Source organism: Leclercia sp. W6 (genome assembly GCF_003336345.1).
In the GTDB taxonomy this organism is placed as follows: domain Bacteria; phylum Pseudomonadota; class Gammaproteobacteria; order Enterobacterales; family Enterobacteriaceae; genus Enterobacter.
Window position 1 is genome coordinate 2,392,521 of record NZ_CP031104.1, and the last position, 23,495, is coordinate 2,416,015.

General features: G+C 61.4%; 22 protein-coding genes. 8 read left to right on the top strand and 14 right to left on the bottom strand.

Going from position 1 to position 23,495, the window contains the following annotated elements; translation table 11 throughout:
- Positions 1 to 19: 19 nt before the first annotated feature.
- A complete protein-coding gene (locus DVA43_RS11790; RefSeq protein ID WP_114315648.1) occupies positions 20 to 1,015 on the bottom strand; it encodes an ABC transporter permease in 996 nt (331 codons plus the stop codon).
- Complete coding sequence (locus tag DVA43_RS11795; protein WP_114315649.1) at positions 1,012 to 2,514, bottom strand: sugar ABC transporter ATP-binding protein; 1,503 nt, start codon at positions 2,512 to 2,514, stop codon at positions 1,012 to 1,014. Before DVA43_RS11795 ends, DVA43_RS11790 begins: the two co-directional genes overlap by 4 nt.
- A gap of 158 nt (positions 2,515 to 2,672) precedes the next feature.
- Here DVA43_RS11795 and DVA43_RS11800 point away from each other — a divergent pair, with 158 nt between their 5' ends.
- The 4 genes from DVA43_RS11800 to DVA43_RS11815 all read left to right on the top strand — a co-directional run bounded on the left by DVA43_RS11800 (position 2,673) and on the right by DVA43_RS11815 (position 5,447).
- Complete coding sequence (locus tag DVA43_RS11800; RefSeq protein WP_114315650.1) at positions 2,673 to 3,770, top strand: oxidoreductase; 1,098 nt, start codon at positions 2,673 to 2,675, stop codon at positions 3,768 to 3,770.
- Between the two features lie 61 nt (positions 3,771 to 3,831).
- A complete protein-coding gene (locus DVA43_RS11805) occupies positions 3,832 to 4,575 on the top strand; it encodes an SDR family NAD(P)-dependent oxidoreductase (RefSeq protein WP_114315651.1) in 744 nt (247 codons plus the stop codon).
- Between the two features lie 190 nt (positions 4,576 to 4,765).
- A complete protein-coding gene (locus DVA43_RS11810; RefSeq protein WP_114315652.1) occupies positions 4,766 to 5,062 on the top strand; it encodes a type II toxin-antitoxin system RelE/ParE family toxin in 297 nt (98 codons plus the stop codon).
- Positions 5,043 to 5,447 carry a helix-turn-helix domain-containing protein gene (locus DVA43_RS11815; RefSeq protein WP_114315653.1) on the top strand — a complete coding sequence of 135 codons (405 nt, stop codon included), beginning with the start codon at positions 5,043 to 5,045 and terminating at the stop codon, positions 5,445 to 5,447. Before DVA43_RS11810 ends, DVA43_RS11815 begins: the two co-directional genes overlap by 20 nt.
- Here the strand turns inward: DVA43_RS11815 and DVA43_RS11820 are convergent.
- From DVA43_RS11820 to entC, 9 genes are all read right to left on the bottom strand, one after another.
- On the bottom strand, positions 5,444 to 5,641 hold the full coding sequence (locus DVA43_RS11820; protein ID WP_014169079.1) for a YbdD/YjiX family protein: 198 nt from the start codon (positions 5,639 to 5,641) through the stop codon (positions 5,444 to 5,446). The genes DVA43_RS11815 and DVA43_RS11820 overlap by 4 nt on opposite strands.
- A gap of 59 nt (positions 5,642 to 5,700) precedes the next feature.
- Positions 5,701 to 7,806 (bottom strand): pyruvate/proton symporter CstA, encoded by a 2,106-nt coding sequence (cstA, locus tag DVA43_RS11825; RefSeq protein ID WP_114315654.1) that lies wholly within the window; start codon positions 7,804 to 7,806, stop codon positions 5,701 to 5,703.
- A gap of 207 nt (positions 7,807 to 8,013) precedes the next feature.
- On the bottom strand, positions 8,014 to 8,394 hold the full coding sequence (gene bamE / locus DVA43_RS11830; RefSeq protein WP_231604225.1) for an outer membrane protein assembly factor BamE: 381 nt from the start codon (positions 8,392 to 8,394) through the stop codon (positions 8,014 to 8,016).
- Positions 8,372 to 8,890 carry a hypothetical protein gene (locus tag DVA43_RS11835; RefSeq protein ID WP_246842299.1) on the bottom strand — a complete coding sequence of 173 codons (519 nt, stop codon included), beginning with the start codon at positions 8,888 to 8,890 and terminating at the stop codon, positions 8,372 to 8,374. The genes bamE and DVA43_RS11835 overlap by 23 nt, the downstream gene beginning before the upstream one ends.
- Before the next feature lie 159 nt (positions 8,891 to 9,049).
- On the bottom strand, positions 9,050 to 9,463 hold the full coding sequence (entH, locus tag DVA43_RS11840) for a proofreading thioesterase EntH (RefSeq protein WP_103824173.1): 414 nt from the start codon (positions 9,461 to 9,463) through the stop codon (positions 9,050 to 9,052).
- Positions 9,464 to 10,216 (bottom strand): 2,3-dihydro-2,3-dihydroxybenzoate dehydrogenase EntA, encoded by a 753-nt coding sequence (gene entA / locus DVA43_RS11845; RefSeq protein WP_168194658.1) that lies wholly within the window; start codon positions 10,214 to 10,216, stop codon positions 9,464 to 9,466.
- Positions 10,213 to 11,067, bottom strand: a complete 855-nt coding sequence (locus DVA43_RS11850; RefSeq protein WP_114315655.1) for an isochorismatase — start codon at positions 11,065 to 11,067, stop codon at positions 10,213 to 10,215. Before DVA43_RS11850 ends, entA begins: the two co-directional genes overlap by 4 nt.
- 11 nt (positions 11,068 to 11,078) lie before the next feature.
- Positions 11,079 to 12,677 carry a (2,3-dihydroxybenzoyl)adenylate synthase EntE gene (gene entE / locus DVA43_RS11855; RefSeq protein WP_114315656.1) on the bottom strand — a complete coding sequence of 533 codons (1,599 nt, stop codon included), beginning with the start codon at positions 12,675 to 12,677 and terminating at the stop codon, positions 11,079 to 11,081.
- Between the two features lie 9 nt (positions 12,678 to 12,686).
- A complete protein-coding gene (entC, locus tag DVA43_RS11860; protein ID WP_114315657.1) occupies positions 12,687 to 13,862 on the bottom strand; it encodes an isochorismate synthase EntC in 1,176 nt (391 codons plus the stop codon).
- Positions 13,863 to 14,049: 187 nt separating this feature from the next.
- Between entC and fepB the strand changes: the two genes are divergently transcribed.
- On the top strand, positions 14,050 to 15,009 hold the full coding sequence (fepB, locus tag DVA43_RS11865; RefSeq protein WP_114315658.1) for a Fe2+-enterobactin ABC transporter substrate-binding protein: 960 nt from the start codon (positions 14,050 to 14,052) through the stop codon (positions 15,007 to 15,009).
- 180 nt (positions 15,010 to 15,189) lie between these two features.
- On the opposite strand, the gene entS is transcribed toward fepB, so the two are convergent.
- Positions 15,190 to 16,425 (bottom strand): enterobactin transporter EntS, encoded by a 1,236-nt coding sequence (gene entS, locus DVA43_RS11875; protein WP_114315660.1) that lies wholly within the window; start codon positions 16,423 to 16,425, stop codon positions 15,190 to 15,192.
- A 111-nt stretch (positions 16,426 to 16,536) separates the two neighbouring features.
- Here entS and fepD point away from each other — a divergent pair, with 111 nt between their 5' ends.
- Genes fepD through fepC form a run of 3 tightly spaced genes read left to right on the top strand, consistent with a single transcriptional unit; the run spans position 16,537 to position 19,321 of the window.
- A complete protein-coding gene (gene fepD, locus DVA43_RS11880) occupies positions 16,537 to 17,541 on the top strand; it encodes a Fe(3+)-siderophore ABC transporter permease (RefSeq protein ID WP_114315661.1) in 1,005 nt (334 codons plus the stop codon).
- Positions 17,538 to 18,530, top strand: coding sequence for an iron-enterobactin ABC transporter permease (gene fepG, locus DVA43_RS11885; protein WP_114315662.1), 993 nt, complete (start codon positions 17,538 to 17,540; stop codon positions 18,528 to 18,530). The genes fepD and fepG overlap by 4 nt, the downstream gene beginning before the upstream one ends.
- Positions 18,527 to 19,321: an iron-enterobactin ABC transporter ATP-binding protein gene (gene fepC, locus DVA43_RS11890; protein WP_114315663.1), complete on the top strand. Its 795-nt coding sequence runs from the start codon at positions 18,527 to 18,529 to the stop codon at positions 19,319 to 19,321. Before fepG ends, fepC begins: the two co-directional genes overlap by 4 nt.
- Before the next feature lie 96 nt (positions 19,322 to 19,417).
- Here the strand turns inward: fepC and entF are convergent, their stop codons facing one another.
- Together entF and DVA43_RS11900 are read right to left on the bottom strand one after the other, a co-directional pair.
- Positions 19,418 to 23,284 (bottom strand): enterobactin non-ribosomal peptide synthetase EntF, encoded by a 3,867-nt coding sequence (gene entF / locus DVA43_RS11895; RefSeq protein WP_114315664.1) that lies wholly within the window; start codon positions 23,282 to 23,284, stop codon positions 19,418 to 19,420.
- Complete coding sequence (locus DVA43_RS11900) at positions 23,281 to 23,493, bottom strand: MbtH family NRPS accessory protein (protein WP_114317136.1); 213 nt, start codon at positions 23,491 to 23,493, stop codon at positions 23,281 to 23,283. Before DVA43_RS11900 ends, entF begins: the two co-directional genes overlap by 4 nt.
- Positions 23,494 to 23,495 lie beyond the last annotated feature (2 nt).

The following is a 23,495-nucleotide window of genomic DNA, read 5'->3' on the forward strand; positions in this document are numbered from 1 at the left end:
CTGTTATCCCGTTGTGTTGTTAGCGTTTTTGTACGTACGTCATCGCCAGTGCCACTGCAAGCACCAGCCCTTTTATAATGTCCATGGCGTAATAGGGTACCGAGAGCATCACCAGCCCGTTGGAGAGCACCCCGAGGATCACCGCCCCCACCAGGGTACCCAGCGCGTTCGGTTTACCGGAGCCCGCCAGCGAAAAACCGATCCACGCCGCCGCCACCGCATCCATCAGATAGCCGCCGCCGGCATTCACCTGCGAGGAGCCAATGCGCGAGGCGAGCAGAATCCCGCCCAGCCCCGCCAGCAGCGAAGCGATCACATAGGCCGCCACCTTGTAGCGGGTGGTGCGGATCCCGGATAAGCGCGCCGCCTCTGGGTTACCGCCAATGGCGTACATCCGGCGACCGTGGGTGGTGAGCGACAGCCCCAGCTGCGCCAGCAGCGTCACCGCCAGCATGATGATGACGATGGTCGGCACCTGCCCCAGCGCGCCAAAGGCTGCCGGAATGGTTCCCTCCGCCATGTCGCCGCTCGGCAGGACCATGTTCTCGGTGATCGACCCGCCGTAGCTGTAGGTCATCGCCACCCCCTGGATCACAAACAGGCTGGCGAGGGTGGCGAGCATGTCGGGAATGCGCAGAATGACGATCAAAAAGGCGTTAAACAGCCCCACCAGGGTGCAGAGCGCCAAGGTGATGAGAATAGATTCAGTGGTGCCGAAGCCGTGCCAGACGAAGAGCGAGATCACCAGCGCATTCGCCAGTGACGCCGTCGACCCCACCGAGAGATCAAACCCGCCGATGGTCAGCGAGATGGAGACCCCGACGGCGATTACCGTCACGATGGCGATGGAGCGCAGAATGTTGATGATGTTATTGGGGTCAAGGAAGTTCTCCGACGCCAGGCCGAAAATGGCCACCAGCGCGACCACCGTCAGCAACATGCCCCATTTATAGAGAAAATCGAAAATGTGCTGACGGCCAGACGCTGCCGCATTGACTGAAAGGGCCTTGCTCACGACGCCGTTCCTCCGGTTGAATAATAAAGTAATGTCTCTTCGCGGGCGCTTGCCCCGTCCACTTCCGCCACAATGCGCCCGTCCCACAGCACGCAGATGCGGTCACACAGCCCCACCAGTTCGGCGAACTCGCCCGAGGCGTAAATCACCCCTTTGCCTTCCCGCGCCAGGCCGTCAATAAGCTGGAACAGATCGGTTTTGGCCTTCACGTCCACCCCTTTGGTGGGCTCGTCGAAAATCAGCACTTGGGCGTTGCCGCGCAGCCACTTGCCAATCGCCACCTTTTGCTGGTTGCCGCCGGAAAGGCGGCGCAGGACCTGCCCTGGCCCGCGGGTGCGCACCCCCACCCGGGCGATCACCTCTTCCGCCCAGCGCCACGCCTGGCGATGACCAAACAGGCTCCAGCGTGAAAAGGTCTTATCCGCTGACACAGCCAGGTTCATGCTCACCGGCTCATCGATAAAGATGCCCTCTTTACGCCGCTCCTCCGGCACCAGCGCCAGCCCGCGCAGCACGGAATCTGCCGGGTCGCGCGGCGTCCATGGCTGATGGTTCAGCTCGCCCTTCGCCACCTGGCTTTTGGTCGCCCCAAAGAGCGCCTTGCAGAGTTCGGTTTTCCCGGCCCCCGCCAGCCCGGCGATGCCCAGGATCTCGCCTTTACGCAGATGCAGGGAGATATCCTTCAGCAGCCCTTCGTCGTGCAGTCCTTCCACCCGCAGCAGCGTTTCGGTGCTGTGCTTTGGTCGCGCAGGCGGGTAGATATCGCTCAGCACATGGCCGAGCATCTTCTCGACGATCGCCTCCCCGCTGAGATCCGCCATCGGGCCGGACTCAATCAGTTTGCCGTCACGCAGCACCGTTAAGGTGTCGCAGATCGCCTTCAGTTCATGAATGCGGTGGGAGATAAAGACCACCCCGATCCCCTGCTGCTGCAGGCGGCGCACCACGGCGAACAGCCGCTCGCTCTCATGGGCATCCAGCGGCGCGGTAGGTTCGTCGAGAATAAGAAAGCGGCAGTGATGGGAGAGCGCCCGCGCCAGCAAAATTTGCTGCTTCTCAGCCAGGGTGCAGCTGTCGATGGAACGTCGCACGTCGAGGGTAACGTCAAGCTGCGCCAGCGCCTGCCGGGCCTGCTCATGCAGTCGCCCCCAGCGAAAGCGGTGTCCCGGCTGCGCCAGATGATCGAGCATGATGTTTTCCGCGATGCTCAGGCCGGGGATCAGCGCCACGTCCACCTCCTGCTGCACCAGGTGGATACCCAGCTGTTTGGCCTGCACCGGCTCACGAATGACGACGGGCTGATTGTTAATGCTGATCTCGCCCGCATAGTGGGCGTGCGTCCCGCACAGCACCGCCATCAGCGTGGACTTCCCGGCACCGTTCGCGCCCGTGAGCGCGTGCACCGATCCGCCCGTCAGGGTGAAATCCACCTGCGACAACGCCTGAAAGCCAGAAAAAGCCAGACTGATGCCGCGCATCTCGAGGCGACTGGTTAACATCCGCTGCAATCCTGTATTAATCTTTTGATTTATAGAATTTTTCACAGCAGTGGCTGGCTGGCAACGACGGAAAAAGCATAAGATAAAGCAAAATAATATTAGCCATCCGGATGTCCAGACATAACATCAGGTTAGCGCTTCGCAAAAAGGAAACCCTCATGAGCAACACTGACATCCGCGTCGTTCCCGGCCCGGCAAACTACTACTCCCACCGTGGGGCCCTTGCCCGCCTGGATGCCTTTTTCACCCCGGAACAGCTCTCCCGGGCGGTGTGGATCTACGGTGAACGCGCCCTTGCCGGGGCGAAACCTTTCCTGCCGCAGAGCTTCCATGCCCAGGGAGCCAAACATCTGCTGTTTAAAGGCCACTGCAGCGAGCAGGATGTGAATCAGCTTGCTGAGGCTTCCGGTGCGGATCGCAGCGTGGTGATTGGCCTCGGCGGCGGTGCGCTGCTGGATACCGCCAAAGCGGTGGCCCGCCGTCTGGGCCTGCCGGTCGTCGCCATTCCGACCATCGCCGCCACCTGTGCCGCCTGGACTCCGCTGTCGGTGTGGTACAACGATGCCGGGCAGGCGCTGCACTTTGAGATTTTCGACGACGCCAACTATCTGGTGCTCGTCGAGCCCGAGATCGTCCTCAATGCCCCGGCGGAGTATCTGCTGGCGGGGATCGGCGACACGCTGGCGAAATGGTATGAAGCGGTGGTACTGGCCCCAGAGCCCGAACAGCTGCCGTTGACGGTGAGGCTCGGCATTAACGGGGCGCTGGCGATCCGCGACGTGCTGCTGGCGCACAGCGAGCAGGCGTTAGCCGACCAGACGCGGCGCGAGGTGACGCGCGAGTTTCACGATGTGGTGGATGCCATTATCGCCGGTGGCGGCATGGTCGGCGGGCTCGGGGAGCGCTACACCCGCGTGGCGGCAGCGCATGCGGTGCATAACGGCTTAACGGTGCTGCCTCAGACCGCGCCATTCCTCCACGGCACCAAAGTGGCGTACGGGATTCTGGTGCAGAGCGCCCTGCTCGGCCAGGATGATGTGCTGCGCGAGCTGGTCGCGGCGTACCAGCGTTTTAACCTGCCCACCACCTTGCGTGAGCTGGAAGTGGACATCCATAACCGCGAGGCGCTGGACCGGGTGATCGCCCATACCCTGCGCCCGGTAGAGTCGATCCACGCCCTGCCGATCGCCCTGACGCCGGAGGTTCTGCGCGCCGCGTTTGAAAAAGTGGAAAACCTCAGCCACCCGGCGCATTGACGCCGGGAACTGGCCCTCTATACCTAATGATGATCATCACCACTCTCGTAACGAGGTCATCATGCAGATCGATTTAACAGGTAAAAAGGCGCTGGTTACCGGCGCCAGTCGTGGGATAGGCCGTGCCATTGCGCTCTCCCTGGCACGTGCTGGCGCCGATGTGGTTATCACCTATGAGAAATCCGCCGATAAAGCCCAGGCCGTCGCGGATGAGATCCGCGCGCTAGGGCGGCACGCCGAGGCGATCCAGGCGGACAGCGCCAGCGCCCAGGCGATTCAGGATGCCGTCACCCAGGCGGCGCGAAGCCTCGGCGGGCTGGATATTCTGGTGAACAACGCCGGGATTGCGCGCGGTGGTCCGCTGGAGACGATGACCCTGGCGGACATTGATGCCCTTATCAACGTCAATATTCGCGGGGTGGTGATCGCCATTCAGGAGGCGCTGGTTCACATGTCCGACGGCGGGCGCATCATCAACATCGGCAGCTGTCTGGCGAACCGCGTCGCCCAGCCGGGCATCGCCGTTTACTCCATGACCAAATCGGCACTTAACTCCCTGACTCGCGGGCTGGCGCGCGACCTCGGACCACGCGGGATCACCGTCAACCTGGTCCACCCCGGCCCCACCCACAGTGATATGAACCCGGAAGATGGCGAGCAGGCGCCCGCCCAGCGTCAGCTTATTGCCCTCGGGCACTACGGGCAGGCAGAGGATGTCGCCGCCGCGGTGACCTTTCTTGCCAGCCCCGCCGCCGGGCAGATCTCCGGCACCGGACTGGATGTGGACGGCGGGCTGAACGCCTGACGCTTGCTCGCAGAATTGATGTATGCCTCTGTCGTCCGGCAGAGGCGTTTTCGACCCGCCTCGACAAACTCATTTTTGCCGCTTTTTCCGCTCTCTCCCTCGCCCTACAGTACCCCATAAGTAATTCGGAATTTATCTAATAGTCTTATTATTTCCTTATATTTTGTGTGGGCGTACAGTGGAGGTACGGATGAAGATTGTCTGGTCAAAAACCGCGGAGAAGCAGTTAGCGAAAATCGATTCTCGCTATCGCTGGCGCATTGCACGCAGGCTGGCGAGTCTGGATGACCATGCCGCTCCCGTGGCAGATATTAAAAAATTGTCCTCACCCGAAAACCACCATCGATTGCGGGTGGGTGATTACAGGGTCATCTACACCCTTGAAAATCAGCAAAGTGATACCTGTTATGTGGTATCCGTTAAGCGTCGAACAACAACCACCTATCTTCATGAGGAGGATATGGAATATGACTGTGCAGTTGATTAAGGATGAAGAGGGAAAAACGCAATATGCCGTCATTCCGTACAGGGACTATCTTCGCATGCGCTTAGCCATGCTGGAGCAGGATGACGACGATGAAAGCGAATGGGAAGACATTCCATACGAATCAGATATCTACGATAATGTTGGCTTGCCGGGAGAGGTATGTAACGTAATGCATAGCGAAAACGTCAGCCTGCAGGCGGCCTGGCGCATCTACCGCGGTCTGTCCCAGCAGGAGGTGGCCGACAAACTGGGCATCAGCCAGTCCGCCGTATCACAGCTTGAGGCCGTGGACTCCCGCCCGCAAAAACGCACCCGCGAAAAGCTGGCGGCCATTTATGGCTGTAAGCAGGAGCAGATCAGCCTCTACTTACCGAAAGAGGGTTAACAGCACTTCGCACCGCCTTTACCGCCGTAGCGGGCATCCTGGCGATCGCGGAAAAACGCTTCGTAGGTCATCGGCGTCTGGTCAGGATGGTTGACGCGCATATGCTCGACGTAGTTGTCGTAGTCCGGCACGCCGATCATCATTTTTGCGGCCTGCCCTAAATATTTACCGGCTTTTGACAGGGTATCGAACATCGCTCTTCTCTCACAAAAAAGGTAGGCCGGGTAAGCGCTAGCGCCACCCGGCACACAGGTTAATGCGCCCCTTTCGCCTGGGTCACAATCTCTTCATAGTTGGCCGGCATCGGCTCATACGGCGTCTCTTTCGCCGTAGGTTTGTCCTGTTTCAGGGCAGCCAGCGCGGTCTTCAGAGAATAGAGCGCCAGCACCACAACCACAACCATAAAGAAGATGGTCAGCCCGGCATCAAGACGGTTGTTAAAGACCAGCTGGGAGAGCTGCGACTCGGTGTACTGCGCCGGGATCTTGCCGCTGTCGATCATCGCCTGGAACTTGTTGGCGATGGCCAGGAAGCCCACTTTAGCATCGCTGCTGAAGGCTTTCTGCCAGCCTGCGGTCAGGGTACAGATCAGCAGCCAGGCGGTTGGCACCAGAGCGACCCAGGCGTAACGCTGGCGTTTCATCTTGAACAGCACCACCGCACAGAGCATCAGCGCCATACCGGCCAGCATCTGGTTAGCGATACCGAACAGCGGCCACAGGGTGTTGATGCCGCCCAGCGGATCGACCACCCCCTGATGCAGGAAGTAACCCCACGCCAGGACGCAGAGCGCCGTCGCCAGCAGGTTGGCAGGCAGCGATTCGGTGCGTTTCAGGTTAGGTGAAATGACTCCCAGCAGATCCTGCAGCATAAAGCGCGCCGCACGTGTCCCGGCATCCACCGCCGTCAGGATAAAGAGCGCTTCGAAGAGGATGGCGAAGTGATACCAGAACGACACATCCATCAGACCGCCCAGCGCGCCGTGCAGAATGTAGGCCATGCCCACCGCCAGGGTCGGCGCCCCGCCCGCGCGGGAGATAATCGACTGCTCGCCCACCTCGTTGGCGATCTGAGAGAGGGTATCCGGGGTAATGCTAAAGCCCCAACCGCTGACCACCTGCGCCGCAGAGGCCACCACGTCCGCCGTACCGGCAGGCGCCAGCACCGCAATCGGACTGTTCATCGCAAAGTAGACGCCCGGATCGATAATGCAGGCGGAGACCAGCGCCATAATGGCAACGAAGGACTCCATCAGCATGCCGCCGTAGCCGATAAAGCAGGCCTGATTTTCATTCGCCAGCATCTTCGGCGTGGTGCCGGAGGCGATCAGGGCATGGAAGCCAGAGACGGCGCCACAGGCGATGGTGATAAAGAGGAACGGGAACATATTGCCGGACCAGACCGGACCGGTGCCATCAATAAACTTTGTTACCGCAGGCATGGTCAGGGTCGGGCGCATGATCAGAATGCCAATCGCCAGGCCGACAATGGTGCCGATTTTCAGGAAGGTGGAGAGGTAATCGCGCGGGGCCAGCAGCAGCCACACCGGCAGCACCGCCGCCACAAAGCCATAACCCACCAGCATCCAGGTCAGCTGCACGCCGGTATAGTCAAAGTACGGTGCCCAGGTTGGGCTCTCTGCCACCCAGCCACCGGAGATAATGGCGAAGACCAGGAAGACCAGGCCAATCACCGACACTTCGCCGATGCGCCCCGGGCGCAGGTAGCGGATGTAGATCCCCATAAAGATTGCCAGCGGAATGGTAAAGGCGACGGTATATGTCCCCCACGGGCTGTGGGTCAGGGCTTTCACCACGATCATCGCCAGCACCGCGAGGATGATCACCATAATCATAAAGCAGGCCACCAGCGCAATCACCCCGGCGGTCGGCCCCATCTCCTCTTTTACCAGCTCACCGAGGGAACGCCCGTCGCGGCGGGTAGAGACAAACAGCACCATAAAGTCCTGCACTGCGCCTGCCAGCACCACCCCGGCGAGGATCCAGATCATCCCCGGCAGGTAGCCCATCTGCGCGGCCAGCACGGGCCCCACCAGCGGCCCGGCCCCGGCGATAGCGGCAAAATGGTGACCGAACAGCACTTTTTTGTCGGTTGGCACATAGTCCAGCCCATCGTTATGGCGCACCGCAGGCGTCATGCGCGTCGAATCGACCGAGAGGACGTTATGGGCAATAAACTTGCCGTAAAAACGGTAGGCAATCAGATAGATACAGACCGCTGCGACGACTATCCACAGCGCATTGATCTGCTCCCCCCGGTTAAGGGCGATATAGCCCAGGGCAAAGGCACCCACAACGGAGAGCCCTGCCCATAAAAGGTATTTCCCTGAGTTGTTCATAGTCGTTGTCCGTTGTCGTGAAACAGTGAGATGTTACATTTTGTTTCTAGAACAACCCTTAAAATTTAACAACTTTAAAACGCAATAATGTGTGGTCAAACCAGAGATTTACACCACAGTGTTAAGCCGATCACGACCAGGCCCCCTGGGGGCTAACGAAAAATCCCCGCACAGAGGCGGGGAGCGAGAGAAAGCAAAGGCGCTTAATTACACCTTTTTATATTCACGGTGGGTAAGTACTTTATTTTCATTAAAGGTCAGCACCAGCGTCACGGATTCATCATAATTTACCGGAACGATAACATAGAGCGCACGTCCTTTGACTTTCGAGTGATATAACCACGTATTCTGGTGGTTGTAATCCTGCGGAATATCTGGTCGCCCCAGCAGAAGTAATACATCCTTTTTGGTCGTCTTACCCGGCACCAGTTTTTTATCCAGTTCGCTTTCCTGGAGTTTACTGACGCTTCCCTGTTGCGTCCGATCGATATTGCCAATACAACCGCTGAGCATCCCCATAAAAAATACCCCCGCCAGAATAAAGGCTGATGTTTTTATGGTGATCCTATTTACTGGTGTAACCTTCATATTGTTCGACCTTTTCGTCCAGGTAGATCTGATTTTCACTGTCATACTTCAGATGGGTCGCGTACAGGACGCAGTAGCCACTCTTATCCGAAACGGAAAGGCGGAACTCATAGGTTTCCCCTTTTTGCGGCACAAAGGTATAGCTTACAAAGCTGCAGCCATAGAGAAACCTGAACCCAACCCGGGTCGGCGTTCCGGCATACACCTTTGTGTCGTAATAGGTGTCTTTATAGCGATCCGGATCGTTGCTGGCTTTCGGGAAGCCCAGATCGTGGGTGGGTCGTAATACGACAATGCTGGTAAAATCAACCGCACCATCTTTATTACCGTGCTGACTGATGGTAAACCCTGGCGGATTACCAATCATGCGAACATTTGCCGTATTTTGCTCGGAATCCGGCGGCGGCGTATAAGGTACTTTTCCCCAGTAGGTAGCACATCCTGATAATAATAATGATGCAGCGAGCGTCCCTGGAATATATCCCATTTTTTTCATTGTCATTTCCTGTATATTCATGCCGCCGCGCAGCATAGCGAAAATTCGTAACGGCGACCATCCTGGCGCAATTAAAAAAAGGTTTTTAGGATAAAGGTCCTGTTAATGTCGTTAAGGTAAATACAAATGATTCAGGGCGAGAATAATCTCGCCCCGATATTAACCCAACACCATCGTACTTAACCGGCAGGTACAGCAGCGCCGTCCCTGCTCGTCATAGACCACAATCTCCCAGCTCTGGCTGGTGCGCCCGAGGTGTAGCGGCTGACACACCCCGCGCACCTTGCCCTGCGCCACCGCCCGGTGATGGGTGGCGTTCAGCTCCGTGCCCACCACGCTCTGCCCGTCGCGGGTCATCAGAAAACCAGCCATCGAACCCAGGGTCTCCGCCAGCGCCGCCGAGGCGCCGCCGTGCAGTAAACCAAACGGCTGATGAGTCCGCGTATCTACCGGCATTTCGGCCTCCAGGGTGTCGTCTCCCAGCCGGGTGTAGACGATCCCCAGATGCGCCACCATCGTGTTCAGGCTGGTGGCGTTCAGCGCCTCCAGCGATAAATGACGTTTCCAGATCATCTAGGCCCCCAGCGTGGAGCCGCCGTCCACCACGATATCCTGCAACGTGATGTGGCTGGCGTGGTCGGAGGCGAGGAACAGCACGGTGCTGGCGATCTCCTCTGGACGGGCAATTTTCCCCAGCGGAATGCCGAGCTTAAACTGCTCGCCAAACCCACGAATGCGCTGCTGCTCGGCATCGTCGCTTTTCCACAGGGTGCGCTGCATGTCGGTATCGGTGGAGCCCGGCGACACCAGGTTAGAGCGCACACCGCTGCCCGCCAGCTCCAGGCCGACGGTAAGCGCCAGGCTTTTCAGCGCCGCTTTCGAGGCGCCGTAAGCGCTCATGCCGATGCGCGGCGTATGGGCCGCGTCGGAAGCCACGGTAACAATCGCCCCGCCCTGCTGACGACGGAACTGGCCCATCGTCTGCTGGAACAGGTTGAACGCCCCGCCCACGTTGACCGCAAAGGTCTGCTGCCAGTCCGCCTGTGAGAGCTGGTCGGTGGCGCCCATGCGTAAAATACCGGCGGCATTCACCAGCACATCAAGCCGCTCGAGGCTCGCCAGCAGACGCCCGCAAACCGCGTTGACCTGCTGCGCATCCGCCACATCCAGCACTTCGGCGGCAAAGGGATATTCCGCCTGCGGGAAGGCGACATCAAAGCCCGTCACCTCCGCGCCCGCCGCCGCAAACGCCAGCGCGGTGGCGTAACCGATGCCCTTTCCGGCCCCGGTCACCCAGACGGTTTTACCCGTGAAATCCAGCATCATTTCACCTCGCGTGAGAGCAGCGCCCACCAGGCATCAAGGGTCGGGTTTTTCGCCAGCATCACGAAGTCGATATCGCCATGCACTTTGCGCCAGCGTGCCGCCAGGGCCATCATCCGCACCGAATCCAGCCCGTAGTCGATCAGGTTTTCATCATCCATCGGCTCGTCGGACTCATCCAGCAGAGGCAGGATGAGCTCGCGCAGCGCCGCTTTGCTGGCCGGCAGCGAGGGCAGCAGCTCGTCGGTGGTCACCACGCGCCCGGAACGACCGGCCACATAGTTGAGCGACATCAGGTGCTCGTCCCGGGTGAAGTCCGCCAGCGCATCGGCGACGAAGAATGGCTGGATGTCGCGCATAAAGGCGTCGGTGGCGGTGGTCATACAGCCGATATGGGCGTACACGCCGGTGATGATCAGCTGGTCGCGGCCGCTCTCTTTGAGCATCTGCTCCAGCGGCGAGCGGTGAAACGCGCTGTAGCGCCACTTCACCAGCACGGTGTCCGCTTCGTCCGGCGTCAGTTCAGCCACGATGCGCTGCTGCTCCGGCGAGCGGGTCAAGCCCGGCCCCCACATATCATTCAGCAGGGCGCGGTCCTCATCGCTCTGCTCTTTCGGCTGGGCGGTGTAGTAAACCGGGATCCCCTGCTGTTTGCAGTAGTCGCGCAGACGGGCGATGTTCGCCACCACCTGCGCCATCATCGGGCAGTTACCGCCCCAGAAGTTGAGGAAATACTCCTGCATATCGTGGATCAGCAGCGCGGCGCGCGCGGGCTCCATCGTCCAGCTCACCTTATTGGTCGGCAGATCTGCCGCGCCCGGCAGCGCGTAACCGGTTAATTTTGGAATTGCCATCGTCTTGCTCCTCAGCCCCGGGCCCGTTCGGCCAGCCACAGGCGTAATTGTTTTTTATCGACTTTCCCTACCGGCGTCAGCGGCAGTGCCTCCAGGCACTCGACGCGATCCGGCAGCTTAAATTCAGCCACGCCCTGCTCGCGCAGGAAGCGGCGCACCTCCACCGCGCGCAGGGGCTGTTTCACCACCAGATACGCGCAGCTCTTCTCGCCCAGCAGGCTGTCCTCCATGCTGACCAGCGCGGCGTGGATCACCGCCTCGTGGCGCAGGAGCAGGTTTTCCACCTCTTCAGCGGCAATTTTTTCACCGCCGCGGTTAATCTGATCTTTCTCTCGCCCCTGCACGGTGATGTAGCCCTTCTCGTCAATGGCGATCAGATCTCCGGAGCAGTAAAAGCCGTTCGCATCAAAGGCGCTGGCGTTGTGCTCCGGGCTCTTGTAGTAGCCGCGGAAGGTGTACGGCCCACGGGTCATCAGGCGCCCCACCTCGCCGCGCGGCAGCGGATTACCGTGCTCATCGGCCACCCACACTTCATCATCCGGACACATCGGGCGGCCCTGGGTATTGATGATGCGCTCCGGCGTATCATCCAGCGCGGTGTAGTTCACCAGCCCTTCGGCCATGCCAAATACCTGCTGGAGCTGACAGCCAATCTCAGCCGGAATACGGGCGGCCAGGGTGGCGGAGAGTCGCGCCCCGCCCACCTGCAACAGTTGCAGGGATGCCAGTTGAGTATTGCCCGCCCCTTCCGCAATGGCCTGTAACCACAGGCTGACCGCGGGCGGCACCAGCGAGGTGACGGTGATCTGATGTTGTTCGATAAGCGGGAAGCAGAGCGTGGCGCTTGGATCGTTCGCCAGCACCACGCAGCCACCGGCCATAAAGACCCCCAGCGAGCCGGGGGAACTCATCGCGAAGTTATGCGCCGCCGGGAGCGCGTTCAGGTAACGGGTATCAGCGGTAATGCCGCAGATCTCGTTGCTGCGACGAATGCTGTAGTAATAGTCGTTGTGGGTGCGCGGGATCAGCTTCGGCGTGCCGGTGCTGCCGCCGGAAAGCTGGAAGAATGCCACTTCGTCCGCCGGGGTCGGGGTGGCGATAAAATGTTCTGCCGGGCGGGCAATCGCGCTCTCCAGCCCGTCGCCACGCAGCAGCACCACGCGCACGGAACGGTGCTGCTCCATAAAGGTGTTGAGGAAGTCGTCGCCAGCAAAGAGACCATGAGCGCGATCGGCAATCAACAGCTTGGGTTCAATCTGGCTGGCATAAGCGTTCAGCTCGCTGCGCTGATGGCTGAAGAGCGCATTAACCGGGGCCACCCCCACCTGCAACAGGGCGAAAAAGGTGATGTAAAACTCGGCGACGTTGCCCAGCTGCACCAGGGCGGTTTCACCCCGCTGAACGCCCTGCGCCTGCAACGCAGCTGCCAGGTTATTGACGGACTGCTGGAACTGGCCGTAGGTAAAGCGGCGTTCGCCGTCGATAATCGCCAGCGCGTCGCTGTCGGCGTGGCGGGTGAGAATGTCCGTCAGGGGCAGATCCTGCCAGTAACCTTTTTCACGATAGCGGCGGGCAAATTCGTCGGGCCAGCGGTTAAAGGGAAGGGTCATGATTAATCCTTAATGTAAACCAAAAACGTTGAGCATGGTGGTCAGCTTCACGCCGGTTTCGCGCCATTCGGCCACCGGGGAAGAGGCCGGAACAATCCCGGCACCGGCAAACAGACGTACGCTGTTGGCCTGAATACGCGCGCAGCGGATGGTCACCACCCACTCGCCGTTGCCTTCGCTGTCGCACCAGCCGACGATGCCGCCGAACAGCTCGCGGTCGAACGGCTCCAGCTCGGCAATCAGCTCCTTCGCCGCCTGGTGCGGGAAGCCGCTCAGGGCCGGGGTCGGGTGCAGCAGGCAGGCCAGGGTCAGGGCGTTCTCATCTTCACGCGCTTCGCCTTCTACCGGGGTGGCGAGGTGCCACAGGGTCGGGGTGGTCACCAGCTGCGGCGAGGCGGGCATGGTCAGCTGATGGCTGCGCGGGGCCAGCACTGCCTTCATCGCCTGGGTGACCAGCTCATGTTCGTGACGATCTTTCGCCGAGGCCAGCAGCTTGTTGCCCGCCTCGCGATCGAGCATGTCGTCCGGCTGACGACGGGCCGAGCCTGCCAGCGGCAGGGAGCTGAAGTGTGCCCCCTCTTTACGCAGCAGCAGCTCCGGGCTGGCGCCGAGCAGCACCCCGCCATCCTCCAGTGGGACGTGGAAATTAAAGCTGGCCGGGTTCTGGGCGATCAGTTTTTCCAGCAGCGCGCCGCTGTCGAGTTTCTCTTCGGTTGCGATATCGATCAGGCGCGACAGCACCACCTTGTTGACGCGCGGAGTGGCGGTCAACGCGGCGGCGCGGGCCACCATCTCTTCAAAGGCTAACTGGGCCGGGATCTCGGTGCGGGATTTGACCGTCAGCGGTGAGGTCCGGGCAGCATAGCGGGCAGATTGCTGGCGCGCCGGGCGGGCAAAAGATTGCCACTGCTCCGGGATAAACAGCGACGACGGCTGGCGGGTATCAAAGGGGATGGCCCCCACCATCATCGGGTTAGCGATTCCGGCGGCTTTCGCGTCAGCAAAGGCCTGGGTCAGCTTTTGCTGAAACGCGCTGGCCGGGTCGTCGCCATTGACGGCAGGGGTCGTGAAACGGGCAAAGCAGCCAGACGTGGTGAAACTGCGGTAAGGCGACATAAAGAAGAAGCTCTCTTTTTGCAGCCGGGTCGCGGTGTGCTGAACATCCTCAGCCAGTGACGTATCCATATCATCCTCCTGAAATGATAAAAGCAGTAAGAATTATTATCATTTATATTTTCGCTGGCTAACCTAATCCCAGAGCGCAATGGTGTCAACAGCCCAGCGTGTAACTTGTGCGACTATCGCTTGCATCCCTGCGGTTCATTCATGAAAATGAGAAGCATTAACTTCAACAAAAACAGGATGCCCCTTAGTGAAACTGCCCGCCTTTTGCCGTAACACCCTGCTTTTTATCAGTCTTTTATTTTCAGGATTAACCTCAGCCGTCGCCGCCGACTGGCCGCGTCAGGTGACGGACAGCCGCGGAACGCACACCCTTGAGAGCAAACCGACGCGGATTGTCTCCACCAGCGTGACCCTCACCGGCTCCCTGCTGGCCATTGACGCCCCGGTGATCGCCAGCGGCGCCACCACCCCGAACAACCGGGTGGCGGACGATCAGGGTTTCCTGCGTCAGTGGGGTGATATCGCGAAACAGCGTAAGCTGGCCCGGCTTTACATCGGCGAGCCGAGCGCAGAAGCGGTGGCCGCCCAGATGCCGGATCTGATCCTCATCAGCGCCACCGGGGGCGATTCCGCCGTTGCGCTCTACGATCAGCTCTCCGCCATCGCCCCGACGCTTATCATCAATTACGATGATAAAAGCTGGCAGGCGCTGCTGACCCAGCTCGGCACGATTACCGGTCAGGAGCAGCAGGCCGCGGCGCGGATTGCGGAGTTTGATAAGCAGCTCGCCCGGGTGAAAGCGCAGATGAAACTGCCGCCGCAGCCGGTGAATGCCATTGTCTACACCGCAGCTGCCCACAGCGCCAACCTCTGGACCGCCGAGTCGGCGCAGGGCAAGCTGCTGCAACAGCTCGGCTTCTCTCTTGCCACTCTGCCCGCCGGGCTGAATCCGTCCCAGAGCCAGGGCAAGCGCCACGACATTGTGCAGTTAGGGGGTGAAAACCTGGCGGCCGGACTGAATGGCGAAGGGCTGTTCCTGTTTGCCGGGGATCAGAAGGATGTGGATGCGATCTATGCTAACCCGCTGCTAGCCCATCTGCCGGCGGTGCAGAACAAACGCGTCTGGGCGCTGGGGACTGAAACCTTCCGTCTGGATTATTTCAGCGCCACCCGGGTGCTGGAGCGGTTAGAAACCTTGTTTAAATAGTCGTGCCTGTTGATGCCCGGTGGCGCTGCGCTTACCGGACCTACGGTTCGGGCGGGTGTGGGTTTTGTACCGTGCGGCCTTATGCCCGGTGGCGCTGCGCTTACCAGGCCTACGGTTCGTGCCGGTGTAGGTTTTGTAGGCCGGGTAAGGCGTAGCCGCCACCCGGCACATTCCACCGCGTTAAACCGTGGCAATCTCCTGCCGAAACCGGCGTAGCTCCGCCAGCACCACCACCAATATCGCCCCCACTATAGCCAGCACAAACCCGCTACTGCTCGCCGCGGCTACCGGGGTCATGATCGCCCCCAACCCGCCGAGAATAGCGGCACCAATCGCATCGCCGGTAACGTTTTGTGCCGTCCACAGGCCGTTGATACGTCCGAGCATCGCCTCCGGGGTCTGGGTCTGGATCAGGGTGTATTGCAGCAGCGAACTCACCGCGCTCAGCCAGCCAAACAGCGCCAGGCAGATCACCCCCAGCGCCCAGACCGGCATCAGGCTGAAGAAGCAGACGGCAACAAACGAAGCCAGGGTCGCCAGCAGCATAATCAGCCCCGGACGGGCACTCTGCGCCAGGTTGCCGCTGGTCAGGGCACCAAAGGCTGCACCCAGCGGGATGGCGGCATAGAGCAGGCCAATCTGCGACACGCTCATTTGCCACGAAATCGCCAGCGCCGGATAGAGCACCCGCACTGCGCTCGCCATCGTCAACAGCCCACCCAACAGGGCGATACCACCAATCAGCGGGTTGCTGAACAGAAAGCGGATCGCCGCCAGCAGCGACTTAAGCGGATGCTCGCGCGGCTGGGGCGGAGGCGGCAGCAACGGCAGACGCAACAGGGTTAAGGTGGTGATAAAGGTCCCCGCCGCGGCGAGGCCGTAGTTCCAGGCCACATTTCCGGTGCCGAGCAGCAGGCCGCCGACCATCGGCGAGATCACCGATCCCAGACGCACGGTGAGCATGGTGATGGCCCCCGCCTGCATCAGGTTTTCGCGCCCCACCAGCGCAGGCGTCGCCGCCAGCAGCGCCGTCACCCCTAATGATGCAAAAAAGCCATCCCACAGACCGAGGGCATAGATGGCAATTAATGACGGCTCCGGCAGCAGCGCGTTCAGACAGAGGCCGACAAAGCCCACCCCGCAGGTGCCGCGTGCCAGCAGAATCAGCTTCTTACGCTCGTAGCGATCCGCCAGCACCCCGCCCACCATCAGGCCGATAAACATCGCCCCGCCGGTGAGGGTGACGGAGAGCCCCACCAGCCAGCTGGAGTGGGTCATCATCTGGATTTGTACCGGGACGGCCACGCCGAGCAGGCCAAGGGATAAAATAGAGATAAAACGGGCAATAAAAACAGCACGAAACGCCGGATGGGTCTTCAGCAAACTCAGATTGAGCAGCCAGGATTGTCGGGTCATTACAAAGCCTTAATGGTTTCTTTTGTACCAATTCCATGGCCGCACATGCTAACATAGCTAAATAAGATAGATAACGATAATTACTATCATTATCAAATCATGGACGTAGCTATGTCGTACTCCCTTTCCGCGTCACGTGCCGTTGCCGTGCCCGGCTTACTGTTACTGCTCACGCTGGCGATTGCCCTCAGCCTGTTGGTGGGCGCCAAACCGCTGCCCTTTTCGGTGGTGGTGGATGCCCTCTCCGCTACCTGTCAAAGCGCCGACTGCACCATCGTGCGGGATGCCCGCCTGCCGCGCACCCTGGCCGGCCTGCTGGCCGGTGCTGCCCTCGGTCTCGCCGGGGCGCTGATGCAAACCCTGACCCGCAATCCACTTGCCGATCCCGGTATTCTTGGCGTTAACGCCGGAGCGAGCTTCGCCATCGTGCTGGGCGCGGCGCTGTTTGGCTTTTCCTCTCCCGGCGAACAGCTGGTGATGGCCCTGTGCGGCGCTTTTTCCGCCTCGCTGCTGGTGGCCTTTACCGGCAGTCAGGGCGGCGGTCAGCTCAGCCCGGTGCGCCTGACGCTCGCGGGCGTGGCGCTCGGCGCGGTGCTGGAGGGCCTCTCCAACGGCATCGCCCTGCTCAACCCGGACGTTTACGACCAGCTGCGCTTCTGGCAGGCGGGCTCGCTGGATATCCGCACCCTGCAAACCTTACAGGTGGTGAGCGTGCCGGTACTGATCGCCGCCGCCGTGGCGCTGCTGTTAAGCCGGGCGCTCAACAGCCTGAGCCTTGGCAGCGACACCGCTACTGCGCTCGGCAGCCGGGTGGCGCGCACCCAACTGCTGGGATTACTGACCATCACCGTATTGTGCGGGAGCGCCACGGCGGTAGTGGGCCCCATCGCCTTTATCGGCCTGATGATGCCGCACATGGCCCGCTGGCTGGTGGGAGCCGATCACCGCTGGTCGTTGCCGGTCACCCTGCTTGCCACCCCTGCCCTGCTGCTGTTTGCCGATATCCTGGGACGGCTGCTGGTACCGGGTGAACTCCGGGTATCGGTGGTCAGCGCCTTTATCGGCGCGCCGGTGCTGATTTTCCTGGTGCGCCGCAAGCGTGGAGGTGGAGTATGATGGCCCCTTCCCGTCGTTTAGTGTTCAGCTGCCTGCTGCTGGTGCTGATGAGTCTCGCCGTGGCGATCGTCAGCCTGCAAAGCGGCGCGGTGACGCTCGATTTCTATCAGGTCTTTAACGCCCTCACCGGCAGCGCGCCGCGCAATATCACCATGGTGGTGACGGAATGGCGACTGCCCAGGGTGGCGATGGCCCTGCTGGTGGGCGCGGCGCTGGGGATCAGCGGCGCGATATTCCAGTCGCTGATGCGCAACCCGCTGGGCAGCCCGGACGTGATGGGCTTTAACACCGGCGCCTGGAGCGGTGTGCTGGTGGCGATGGTGCTGTTTGGTCAGCACCTGACGGCCATTACGCTTGCGGCCATGGCGGGCGGTATTCTCACTTCGCTGATCGTCTGGGCGCTTGCCTGGCGCGATGGGATCGAGACCTTCCGCCTGATCATCATCGGCATCGGCATGCGCGCCATGCTGATGGCCTTTAATACCTGGCTGCTGCTGCAGGCATCGCTGGAGACCTCGCTTTCTGCCGGGCTGTGGTTCGCCGGGTCGCTTAACGGCCTGACGTGGGCCAAAACCCTGCCCGCCGCCCCGCTGATCCTGCTGATGTTTGTCTGCGCCCTGTTGCTGGTGAAGCGCATGCGGCTGCTGGAGATGGGCGATGACAGCGCCTGTGCGCTGGGGGTGAGCGTCGAGCGTTCGCGCCTGATGCTGATGCTGGTGGCGGTGGTATTAACCGCCGCGGCCACCGCCATCGCCGGGCCGATCTCCTTTATTGCGCTGGTGGCGCCGCACATTGCCCGCCGTCTGAGCGGCACCGCCCGCTGGGGATTAACCCAGTCGGCGCTGTGCGGATCGCTCTTGCTGCTGGCGGCGGATCTCTGCGCCCAGCGACTGTTTATGCCCTATCAACTTCCGGTGGGGGTGGTGACCGTCAGCCTGGGCGGCATCTACCTCATCGTCTTGCTTGTTCAGGAGTCCCGCAAGAAATGAGTGCCAATCTGACCCGCTTGCGCGGCGACAATCTGACCCTTGGCTACGGTAAGAAAATCGTGGCCGAGGATCTGCAGGTGGCGATCCCCGACGGCCACTTCACCGCCATTATCGGCCCCAACGGCTGCGGAAAATCGACGCTCTTACGTACCCTGAGCCGTCTGATGACGCCGCTGCACGGCAGTGTTTATCTCGATGGCGAGCAGATCCAGCGTTATGCCAGCAAAGAGGTGGCGCGCCGGGTCGGGCTGCTGGCGCAAAACGCCACCACGCCGGGGGATATCACGGTGCAGGAGCTGGTGGCGCGCGGGCGCTATCCGCACCAGCCGCTGTTTACCCGCTGGCGTAAAGAGGATGAAGTGGCGGTAGCCAAAGCGATGCAGGCCACCGGCATTACCGACCTGGCGGCGCAGAGCGTGGATACCCTCTCCGGCGGGCAGCGCCAGCGGGCGTGGATTGCGATGGTGCTGGCCCAGGAGACGTCGATCATGCTGCTGGATGAGCCGACCACCTGGCTGGATATCAGCCATCAGATCGATCTGCTGGAGCTGCTGAGCGACCTGAACCGCACCCAGGGCTTTACCCTGGCGGCGGTGCTGCATGACCTGAACCAGGCCTGCCGCTACGCCACCCATTTGATAGCCCTGCGCGATGGCAAGATTGTGGCAGAGGGGGCACCGAAAGCGATCGTCACCCCGGATCTGATCGAGCGGATCTACGGCATGCGCTGCATGATTATTGACGATCCGGTGGCGGGCACGCCGCTGGTGGTGCCGCTGGGACGGCGGTAGAAACACGCCGGGTGGCGGCTACGCCTTACCCGGCCTACAAAACTCTTATGGCACGGTCCGTAGGCCCGGCAAGCGCAGCGCCGCCGGGCGTTGTTGCTACCCCAGAATCTCCTTCAACACCGGACCGATGTGCTCAAACGCCTGCGGGGAGATGATCTCCACGTGGGCGCAATCCTGATGGTAGACCTCTAACTCCCCTACCCACGGCGCCCAAGCCTTGTGGGGATCCATCGTTCGTGTGCGTTCAGCGACAAACAGCGTCGCTTTGCCGTCAAAGGTCGAGCTGTGCGCCGTGGTCAACAGGCGCACCGCATCGGCGTAGTTACCCTCGATCATGCTGAACAATTCCCCGGATGCCTGTCCCTGCTGGGCAGCGAGAAATGCCTGTCGCTCACGTTCAATCTCCGCTAAAACCTCAGGATCCAGGCCGTTGGCCTCTTTTTCGGACCAGTTTTGCGTCTCCGGCGGCCAGGTATCCAGCAGCCCCAGGAACGCCACCTCTTTTCCCTGCGCGCGCAGGCGGGCGGCGATCCCCTGGGCCAGAGTGCCACCCAGCGAATAGCCAAACAGATAATAAGGCCCGTGCGGCTGTTGGGCGCGGAGCGTCGCCAGATGGTGCTCGATCACCTCGTCCAGGGTAGCGCCGTTTTGCATCGGCCCCGGGCGCGGCGACTGAATGCCAATGATCGACCAGCGCGGACTCAGGTAGCGGGCCAGGACGCTGAACTGCCAGGCAAACCCGGAGGCCGGATGGAAGCAGAACAGCGTCGGGCCGTGGCTTTCGCGCAGAGGCAATAGTGTCTCGTAGCCCAGACGCTGAGCCTGCTCATCGCTGATGTCGGATGCCAGTAAGGCGCTCAGCTTGCCCACCGTCGGGGCCACCATCACCTGGCCGGGGGTCACCAGGCGGGCAAAGTGGCGGCTGAGGCTGGCGGCAAGACGCATCGCCAGCAGCGAGTGGCCGCCGAGGGCGAAGAAATCGGCCTCGATGTCACTGATCTCACACCCCAGCAGGGCGGAAAACGCCGCGGCAATGGTCCATTCGGCGTCGGTTTGTGGCGGGCGCCCCTGGGCTTTAACCGTCAGTTCCGGCAGCGGCAGCGCCTTACGATCCAGCTTGCCGTTGGCGCTGAGCGGCAGGTCACTGAGTTGCAGTAACACTACCGGCACCATGTGCGGCGGCAATTGAGTTTTAAGGGTATTTAACAGCGCATCGCGATCCAGCGGCAGACCGGATTCCGAAACCACGTAGCCCACCAGCTGACGGGCATCGCCGCCGGTATCTGCCGCCTGATTGATGACGCAGGCGTGGGTTACCGCCTGGGCCACGTCCGGCAGGGTCAGCATTGCCCGGTCGATTTCACCCAACTCGATGCGCTGGCCGCGAATTTTCAGCTGATCGTCGCTGCGGCCCAGATACTCCACCGCGCCGTTATCCAGCCAGCGGGCCACATCCCCGGTGCGGTACATGCGCTCGCCGGGCGCGAAGGGGTCAGCGATAAAGCGGCTGGCGGTCAGATCCGGACGACCCAGATAGCCCTGCGCCAGCTGGATGCCGGTGAGGTACAGATCCCCCGCCACACCGAACGGCACCGGGCGCATCATCCCATCCAGAATGCGCAGGCCGGTGTTCCACACCGGGAAGCCAATCGGCACGCTATTACCTGTCACCCGTGCCAGTTCCGGGCCAAAGGCCGGATACCAGCTGACATCCACCGCCGCTTCGGTGGGGCCATACAGATTATGCAGCGGCACCTGGGTGAGTTGCTCCCACTCCCGGCATAGGGCGGTGGGCAGGGCTTCGCCGCTACAGAACACCTGCTTCAGGCTGGCACAGCAGGCAACATTTTCCGGGGTCATCGACGCGACAAAGGCCGCCAGCATTGAGGGGACAAAGTGAGTAGTGGTGACGCCATATTTCCCGAAGAATTCCTGCATCGCCAGCGGATCGCGATGCGCCTCCGGCTCGGCCATCACCAGCTTCGCCCCGGTGATAAACGGCCACCAAAACTCCCATACCGAGACGTCAAAGCTGCACGGCGTTTTTTGCGCCACCACGTCTGCGGCGGTGAGCGGGTAGTGGTTTTGCATCCACAGCAGGCGATTGACGATGGCGGTCTGGCCGACCATCACCCCTTTCGGTCGTCCTGTCGAGCCAGAGGTAAAGATGATATAGGCGGTCTGTTCCGGCCTGCTCAGGTGCAGAGGTGTGGCATCCGCCGCAGGCAATAGTATGTTGTAACTAAAAATCGCCACCGGCAGATGATCAAAGCGCGGGCGCTGGTCGTCGGTAGTGATCAGCAGCGAGGGTTGCGCATCCTCGATCATCATCTGCAGGCGATCGTCGGGATAGCCGGTGTCCAGCGGCAGCCACGCGGCCCCCGCTTCGACAATGGCATGCAGGGCCAGGGTCAGGAATACCGAGCGCGGGAGCGCCACCGCCACGCTGTCGCCGGGCTTCACCCCGCGCTCGCGCAGGAGATGCGCCAGGGCCACCACCTGCTCGCGCATCTGGCGGTAGGTCAGCTCGTATTGCGCATCGGCCAGCGCCGGGGCGTCCGGGGTTTTTGCCGCCTGCTCCGCCACCAGCCCGCTCAGGGTGGTGCGCGGCAGCGGAACCGCGGTCTGGTTAATCTTTTCCAGCTGCTGATATTCAGCATCAGAGACCGTTTCGGCCTCGCCGCAGCGCAGGTCGCTGTTAGCGGCAAACTGCGCCAGCAGCCCGTGCAGGCGCTCGACGTGGCGCACCAGGGTGGCCTCGTCGTAACGCCGTTTATTGGCGAGGATCTCAATGCTCAGCCCGCCCTGCTCGTCCGGGAAGAGCGCCATCTCCAGATCGTTGACCGGGCCGGTAGCGAGGGTATGGGTCACCGCCTGCACGCCGTCGATATCCAGCTGATAGTCGAAGACCTTGACGTTAAACACCGGGCCAAACAGCGCCTCGTCACTGGCGGCACGCCCGCTGTCGCGGACGATCTGCTCGGCGTCGTAACGCTGGTGACGGCGCATCTTTTTCATCTGCCCCGCCAGGCGCTGGGCCAGTTCCGGCAGCGTCTCCTGCGGGTTAATGTTCACCGCCAGGGGCAGCACGTTCAGCACCGGGCCGGTGGCGGTCAGCGCCGCGGAGCCCATCCGGCGCATAAAGATAAACCCGGCGGCATAACTCATCCGCCCGGTCAGGCGGGCGAGCCACAGAGCCACCAGCGCCAGGGCGAGATCGGTACGCTGGCTCTGGCTGTTATTCGCAAGCTGGCTGAAGGCCTGGCGATCGGCGGTCAGCTTCAGGCGCAGAATATCAGTTGTGGCGGCGCGCCCCGGCAGCGGCGCGCTGGAGAGCGACACCGGCGGCGGCAACTGCTTGCGCTGCTCCGCCCAGAAGGCGCCGTCGCGGGCCCAGGCCTCGCTCTGCTGGTAGCGCTGATACTCCTCCACCACTTCAGCAAAGGGGGTAAACGGCGATTCCGGCGTGGCTTCCCCCTTAGTCCAGGCGCGGTAAATGGCGGCGATCTGCCGGGTAATGGCGGGGAAACTGAAGCCATCCACCACTAAATGGTGATAGCGCTGATACCAGTACCAGCGGTTATCCGCCACCTGGATCAGCAGATGGAAGGCCAGCGGCTGGCCGCTGTCGACGCGCAGGTTCTGGTTGAGGTCGGCCTGCATGGTTGCCAACGCTGCGGCATGCGGATCGGCGTGGTGGCGCAGGTCGATAATCTGCGGTTCCGGCAGGGTAGCACTCTCGTCCACCCGCTGCCCGATCTCGCCGTTATCTTCGGTAAACCGCATGCGCAGGGTATCAGCCTGCATCATGCCCGTCACCACCGCTTTCGCCAGCAATGGCGCATCCACCGGGCCGGTCAGCTCGACATAGTGGGCCACGCTCCAGGCATTGGGCAGGTCGGAGAGCTGTTCCGCCATCCAGATCCCCGGCTGGGCCGCCACGAGAGGGTGTTTTACGCTCATGGAGTCACCTGTGCAAAATGGGCCGGGATCAGGGTTTGCCAGTGGGCTGCCAGCCACTGCTGACAGGCTTCCTGCGGCTGCGCCTCACACACCACGCGCCAGCCGTCAGGCAAGGCGCACTGCTGCGGCCAGAGGCTGTACTGCTGTTGGGCATTTTGCACAATGGCGAACAGACCCTGCGGATCGTCGAAGGGGTTACTGAATTCCATAC